This window comes from Treponema sp. R80B11-R83G3, from assembly GCF_054786115.1.
On record NZ_BDHF01000079.1, the window covers coordinates 1 to 6,598 of the forward strand.

Here is a 6,598-nt window from a genome sequence, read left to right on the forward strand (position 1 = left end):
TATCAGGAGAAGCAACAGAAGATACCACGTCAGTGGCGGTTGTAAGAGAAGAAACTTCCCTACTCCCCACAATATCCGTAACTTCAGGCTTGCCTTCGGTAATTGTTCCCGTTTTATCAAACACAATCGTTTGAATTTTGTGGGCCGTTTCTAAAGCTTCGCCGCCTTTAATTAAAATGCCGTTTTCCGCTCCTTTGCCGGTTGCCACCATGATTGCCGTGGGCGTGGCAAGACCGAGGGCGCAGGGGCAGGCTATGACTAACACGGAAATAAAAATTGTAAGGGCGAATTCGGTTACTGACTTTCCTGCCGGCAAACTGACAATACCGGTAGAAGCTGCGGCAAACCATGCGACACCGGCGGCAAGAGCAATGGCGCAGACAACAGGGACAAAGTAGCCGGAGACAATATCCGCCATTTGCGCAATCGGCGCTTTTGAGCCTTGTGCGTCTTCAACCAGTTTGATGATCTGCGCCAAAGCTGTCTCGCTCCCCACTTTTTCCGCTCTAAAGCAAAAATGTCCGTTACTGTTAATAGTCGCACCGTAAACCGGATCGCCCGCTTTCTTGTCAACCGGCATACTCTCCCCTGTTAGCATAGATTCGTCAACCGCGCTTTGCCCCTCGGTTACAATTCCGTCTACGGGGATTTTCGCGCCCGGCTTTACCACGATAATGTCGCCGGGGATTACTTCGTCAATAGGGATTTCTTTTTCTAAGGTTCCAACGGAACCAGCTCCAACGGAGCCGCCGTTTACGATAACGATTGCCGTCTTAGGCGCAAGACCCATTAGTTTTTTTATAGCCTCGCTTGTCCTTCCCTTAGACGCCGCTTCCAGTGATTTGCCAAGAAGAATCAGGGCAATAATCACTCCGGCAGTTTCAAAATACAAAGATTCAACCGCGTGAAAATTACCTGTGGTAATTTGAAACAAATTGTAACTGCTGTAAACCACCGCAGATGTGGTTCCAATTGCGATAAGCGAATCCATGTTGGGGCTTCTGCGCAAAAGATTTTTAAAACCTACGGTATAAAACCTGTTGCCCGCTATTATAATTGGGATTACCAATACTAATTGCACTAGAGCGTAAAAAAGCGGAAAATTCATAGGAGACAAAGTTTTGGGAAATGGCAGGGTGACCGGCTTAATCATGGGAGCCATGGCGATATACAGCAGGGGAAGCGCGAAGGATGCCGCAATGATAAATTTTGTTTTAAGGATTCTTATTTCTTTTTCCTTGCGGAGTTTATCTTCGTCTAATGCGTTTTTAGAAGTTTCGATAACTTCGTACCCGGCATTGACGATAGCTTCTTTGATCGCCGAAAGGCGCAGAGTTTGCGGGTTGTAAATTACAGTCGCCTTTTCAGTGGCAAGATTTACAGAGGCGCTTTCTACGCCTTCAAGCTTGCTCAGCGCCTTTTCAACACGGGCAGAACAGGCGGCGCAGTGCATGCCGCCAACGGTTAAAGTTTCAGTGGGCATTAGTTAACCTTTTTTCCGGCTTTCAAACGCTGTCTTTGCCAGTTTTAAATATTCCCTTGATATAGTAATGGTCGAATTGGTTACTGATTTATTTGCCGGAAGAATCGGTTCCGGGTTGCATCCTCCGGTCTGCCGTTCAACTTGGCTCATGCGGTAACGCCTGCCGCAATTCTGGCAGACAAGCACCGTGTCTTTCTGCACAAAATAGCCTCTGCCCGAACTGTAGCACACTTGGCAGGCGTTAAAGGCCGTGCGGATCGTGCCGTCCGGCGCTTTTACCGCCAGCACCTCCATTTTCATTCCGTCAATATTCACCGGATAAAAGAGGGCGTTTTCCGAAACGTCTTTAATTTGAATAATTAAATCCTGATCGGTAACAGCCGGTTTCCTTTGATTTAATGCGGCATCTTGAGCAAAGACAATTCCCGCCGTAACGAAATAGACAACTGCGGCGACAGCCGCGATTCTCGTTTTTTTAGTCATTTTCACGCTCCTTCAAATAAATATTTTTTCACCTTTAATAGTCATATTCTGCTTCAAAGTACGCTTGCGGATATATCAATGTTTCAAAGTTAGCGACTTCCGTTTTTACCGCCTCAACATTCACGCGGGTAATATCATTTACCACTTTCACATAACCGTAAAATATACTGTCGGCGGTGTAGAACTCAAAATCCTCACGTGGGACAAGCTGTATTTGGTTTTCTTCCCGCTCTGTTTCTATTATAGCGTAATAAGCGGGAAAAATAATACTACTGTTACCGGGATCAAGCGAATCAATATTGATTGTCCATAGCGTCGGCAGTTGTTTTTGCATAACGATGATTGCGGGTTCAAAGCCCTCGTCGCCAAGGCGAATTGTAACCGTCTGCGCGTTACCCGCTATTTGCGCAATGGCGATTGTATCCGTTGGTATCTGAACTCCCGCAGGTTTAGGCGCGGTATCCGGCTCCGGCGCATCGGCGCTTTCTCCTTCGGCGACTACCGTTATGGTGCTTTTTATCATGCCCATCCAGCATGAATAGCGGAATTTGCCTGTTTTTGCAGGCGTAAACTCAATCACGTTATCGCCCTGTTTAAATGCGTGCTGGATGCCGTATTCGCGGATGATCACGCGGTTGTTACAGCCGTTAATACTGCCTGGCGGCGCGTTGATTGTCCAACGCACAGGAATGCCCTGTTGTACGGTTATCGCAGGATAGCGTCCCGGTTGCAATTTTGAATTGACAATTTGTACGCCGTTTTTAATTACCGGAACAAACTTTGATGAACCGGAATCTTCAGTTTTTTCAGCGCCTTGCATTCGCTCTCGAATACCGCTATTCGGCACGGCGGCTTTAGCGGAAACAGGCTTATCAGGCGAATCGGCAAACCCCGAAAGACTCCAGCCGTAAGAAAACATTGCAAGTCCCAGCGCGGTGACAAGAATCGCCCCTATTTGCATAACGCGGCGGGAAAATGTGCGCCCCTTTGCGCCGCTTAAAGCTCCGCTTGCCGCGCCAAGAGCGAACATCAGCGGGATAGTTCCCGCGCAGAACAGAAACATTGAAATGCCGCCGCGGATGGGGCTTCCGGTAGAAAGAGCGTAAACTTGCATAGCCTGTAAAGGCCCGCATGGCATAAACCCGTTCAGAAAACCGATAACAAGCGGTCCGCGTCCGTTTTTTTGTCCGTCACTTTTTTTTGCGAATAACGAAGCTAACCTTTCTTGAAGTTTAGCGGGCATTTGCGGAATTAATCGTCTGAGAGCCGGAAACAGTCCCAGCATATTTAACCCCATGATCACCATGAAAACTCCGGCAATGAGTTGCACCACTCCTTGAAAATGTCCCGACAAAGTAATCACCGACCCTAAAGCGCCAACAATAACTCCCACAACCGTATACGAAACCAGCCGCCCGCAATTGTAAAGAATACTAGGCAAAAGCAAATCATAAACGCCCTCTTTCCTAACTCCCTCTTTTAATTGCTCATTGCTAATTGCTAATTGCTCATTGCTAATTGCTAATTGCTCATTGTTAATTTCTTCTCTTTTATTTAAGGTCTGCGAAAGATTAATTCCCCCGCACATGGCAATACAGTGAACGCCGGTAAGGAGTCCGATAACAAGTAACATCCCGTAACCCATGCCTTCCTGCGCAAGCGGGAAAGAGGCAGCAAGTTTGCTGGTTCCAAAAGCGCGTATCAGCATAAACAACGCAAGGATAATCACCAGAGTCCCGATAATTTGCGGGATTGTCTTGCTTTGCAAAGTTTGATTTTTACCGCTCTCTTCCAGCGTCTTGTAACCCAAATTTTCAATTATCTCGGAAATTTTATCAAAGCCAATTATCGCGTCATCATAAGTAACAGCCGCGTGTCCGCTACGGTAATTTACCGACGCTTTCTGAACGCCAGCCGTTTTTTTTAATTCTTTTTCAATTATATTCTGACAATTTACGCAGAACATTCCGCTAATGAGGAATGAGCGTTTTTGTAAATTTTGTTTTTCTTCTATTTTCATAACTCTATTTATAACATTTTGTGGTGAAGATGTCACGTAAAGAGCGTTAAGAAAGCAGACTAAATATTGTATATTGCATTAAGGAACAATGCGGCGGCTTGTGAGACGTTTAGGCTTTCGATGTTTCCGGTGCCGGGGATTCTCAGTAAATAGGAACATTGATTTTTTACTTCTTTGGGCAGGCCTGTCTCTTCGTTGCCTAAGACTAGAACGACGCCTTGGCGTTTTTTTACAATGCCGCCTAGGTCGCCGATTCGCTGTCTTGCCCTTGTATCAGTACCGATTGTTAAAAGTTTTTTTGACGCGTCTTTTAAGAAGGCGGCTGAGTTTGTGATTTTTCGTACCGTTAGGTGTTCAAAGCCGCCTTCAGCGATACGGTAGGCGCTTGTTGTAAGATGCGCTTCCGTGTCTTTTTCGTTTAACACTATGTAACTTGCGTCGAAAAAAGCGGCTGCTCTGGCGATTGCGCCTAAGTTGTGATCATTGCCGACAGAGTGGAGAAGGACTCCGGTCTTTCCTTCGGCTGCCCACAGGTCAAGATCGTCATGGGTTAGCGGTTCAATCTCCGGCTCTTCGATCATCGCGACTACGCCCTGATGATGGACGCTTTTGCAGATTCGCTCAAGCTCTTCGTTTTCACAGAGTTTATAAGGGCGCTTGCGTTCGGCAAGCTGTTTGCATAAGCCGGTAAATGAGTTAAGACGATCTTCGCGTAAAAACAAACGGTTGATTGTCGTGGGATGATGCTCACCCACGGCAAGAACCGCGTTCATGCCGCATACGGCAAGTTCATCTGTTAATTTGTTTAACATTCTTTAGGTTACTTGTAAATTAACCGTTAAAACTGTTTACCATCAACGGCGGCTGGTGAGTAGCGTCAAGAGTGTCGCGCCACAAACTGCTTTCCGGGTCTACTTTGTTGCGGTGGGTAATAACTAGGCCAATCGGCAGATGAACAAATTCGTTATTTACAAGGCCGATGATTATTTTGGTTTTTCCCGCCATTGCCGCGTGTGCCGCCGCGTTGCCCAAACGCTCACAGTAAATTGAATCGTCGGGATTCGCGGGCGCGGAACGGATCGCGTAACTTGGATCGATGTACTTTAAGTTGATCTCAATTCCCTTTTCTTCAAAATGATTACTTATCCTTGATTTTAGATAGACGCCAACGTCTTCAAATTTAGTATTTCCGCCCGCGTCGGTTTTTTTGTCTTTTATAAGCTGGTCCTGCATCGCTCCTTCGGCGACAATAATAACCGCGTGTTTGCGTTTTAAAACCCGCTCTTCCAAGTGATTTAAAAATCCATTGTAGCCTTCCAGATTAAACGGCACTTCGGGGATCAGCACAAAGTTCACCTCGTGGCTTGCCAATGCGGTATGCGCCGCAATAAAGCCGGAATCCCTTCTCATCAGTTTTACAAGGCCTATTCCGTTAATCGCGGATGACGCTTCCATGTGCGCCGCTGACACAACTTCCACAGCTTTCTGCACCGCCGTGTTAAAACCAAAAGAACGGTCTATCAGGGCAAAATCATTATCAACTGTTTTTGGTATTCCGATTATCGCTATTTTTAATTTTCTTTTGTCAACTTCCCCGGCAATATCTAACATTCCGCGCTGAGTGCCGTCTCCGCCGATTGTAAAAAGAATATTTAAATTGAGTTTTTCCATCGCGTCAACAATCTTTTCTACTTCCCTGCCGCCGCCACGGGCGCTCCCTAAATACGTGCCGCCGATTTTATGAATATCATCAACGCTGTCAGGATCAAGCTCTTTTACCCCAAACTGGGACTCCGGCAAAAAACCCCTATACCCGTAACGAATGCCGGAAATCCTTGTGACTCCGTATCTGTACCATAAACAGCGGACAACGGCGCGAATTACGTCGTTAATACCCGGACATAGGCCGCCGCAGCTTACAATCCCGGCGTGTACATGAGCCGGTGAAAAATAAATCATCTCGCGAGGGCCGGCTAATTCCAGCACTTGAGTTCTCTTAACATGAGGCTGCGGTCCCGGCACAACATACGGATTTAAGCGCAAAAACTTATCGTTTACAACATAATTGGCAACCTTATCTCCAAGTTCCTTGGACATTTTTAACGGCGAATGAACCGACGCTTTTCCAAGTTCCTCAATAGTAAAATCAAGATCATCTCTTTCCAGCATAAACAACTCCTTTTAAAATAACATATACTATTCATTATAATGCATAGCTTGAGTTTTGTAACCATGTATGGTATATTAATATCATGAAAATTACCCCTGCAAAAATGGGCAAATTTAGCCCTAAAATACTTGCTTTAATTGTTGTGGGAATACTGGCCCTAATCTTTCTGGGAACCAGTGTTTTTATAGTCGATCAGACCGAACAGGCGGTTATCACTCGCTTTGGCAGATTTATCGGCATAAGGGAACCGGGTCTTCATGTAAAGCTTCCGTTCGGCATAGATCGAAATTATACGGTTAATGTAAGAACAGTACAAACTGAAGAATTTGGATTTCGCACCACGAGAAGCGGAAGTTATCCAGCATATTCAAATCAGGCGAGTGAATCCGTTATGCTTACGGGAGATTTAAATATTGTCGATGTTGAATGGATTATCCAATAC

At 46.0% G+C, this 6,598-nt stretch carries 6 protein-coding genes; 1 reads left to right on the forward strand and 5 read right to left on the reverse strand.

Annotated elements, in window-relative coordinates; translation table 11 throughout:
- The 5 genes from ACYVRH_RS09840 to ACYVRH_RS09860 form a co-directional block, all read right to left on the reverse strand.
- A partial coding sequence (locus tag ACYVRH_RS09840; RefSeq protein WP_461256739.1) for a heavy metal translocating P-type ATPase occupies positions 1 to 1,483 on the reverse strand: 1,483 nt, incomplete at its 3' end.
- Between the two features lie 3 nt (positions 1,484 to 1,486).
- Complete coding sequence (locus ACYVRH_RS09845) at positions 1,487 to 1,966, reverse strand: DUF2318 domain-containing protein (protein WP_461256740.1); 480 nt, start codon at positions 1,964 to 1,966, stop codon at positions 1,487 to 1,489.
- Between the two features lie 34 nt (positions 1,967 to 2,000).
- Entirely contained in the window at positions 2,001 to 3,986 is a 1,986-nt protein-coding gene (locus ACYVRH_RS09850; RefSeq protein WP_461256741.1) for an urease accessory protein UreH domain-containing protein, read from the reverse strand.
- Between the two features lie 59 nt (positions 3,987 to 4,045).
- Positions 4,046 to 4,798, reverse strand: a complete 753-nt coding sequence (locus tag ACYVRH_RS09855) for a TrmH family RNA methyltransferase (protein WP_461256742.1) — start codon at positions 4,796 to 4,798, stop codon at positions 4,046 to 4,048.
- Positions 4,799 to 4,817: 19 nt separating this feature from the next.
- Entirely contained in the window at positions 4,818 to 6,155 is a 1,338-nt protein-coding gene (locus tag ACYVRH_RS09860; RefSeq protein ID WP_461256743.1) for an ATP-dependent 6-phosphofructokinase, read from the reverse strand.
- A gap of 83 nt (positions 6,156 to 6,238) precedes the next feature.
- Between ACYVRH_RS09860 and ACYVRH_RS09865 the strand changes: the two genes are divergently transcribed.
- Positions 6,239 to 6,598: SPFH domain-containing protein (locus ACYVRH_RS09865; protein WP_461256744.1), on the forward strand; the 360-nt coding region annotated here is incomplete at its 3' end.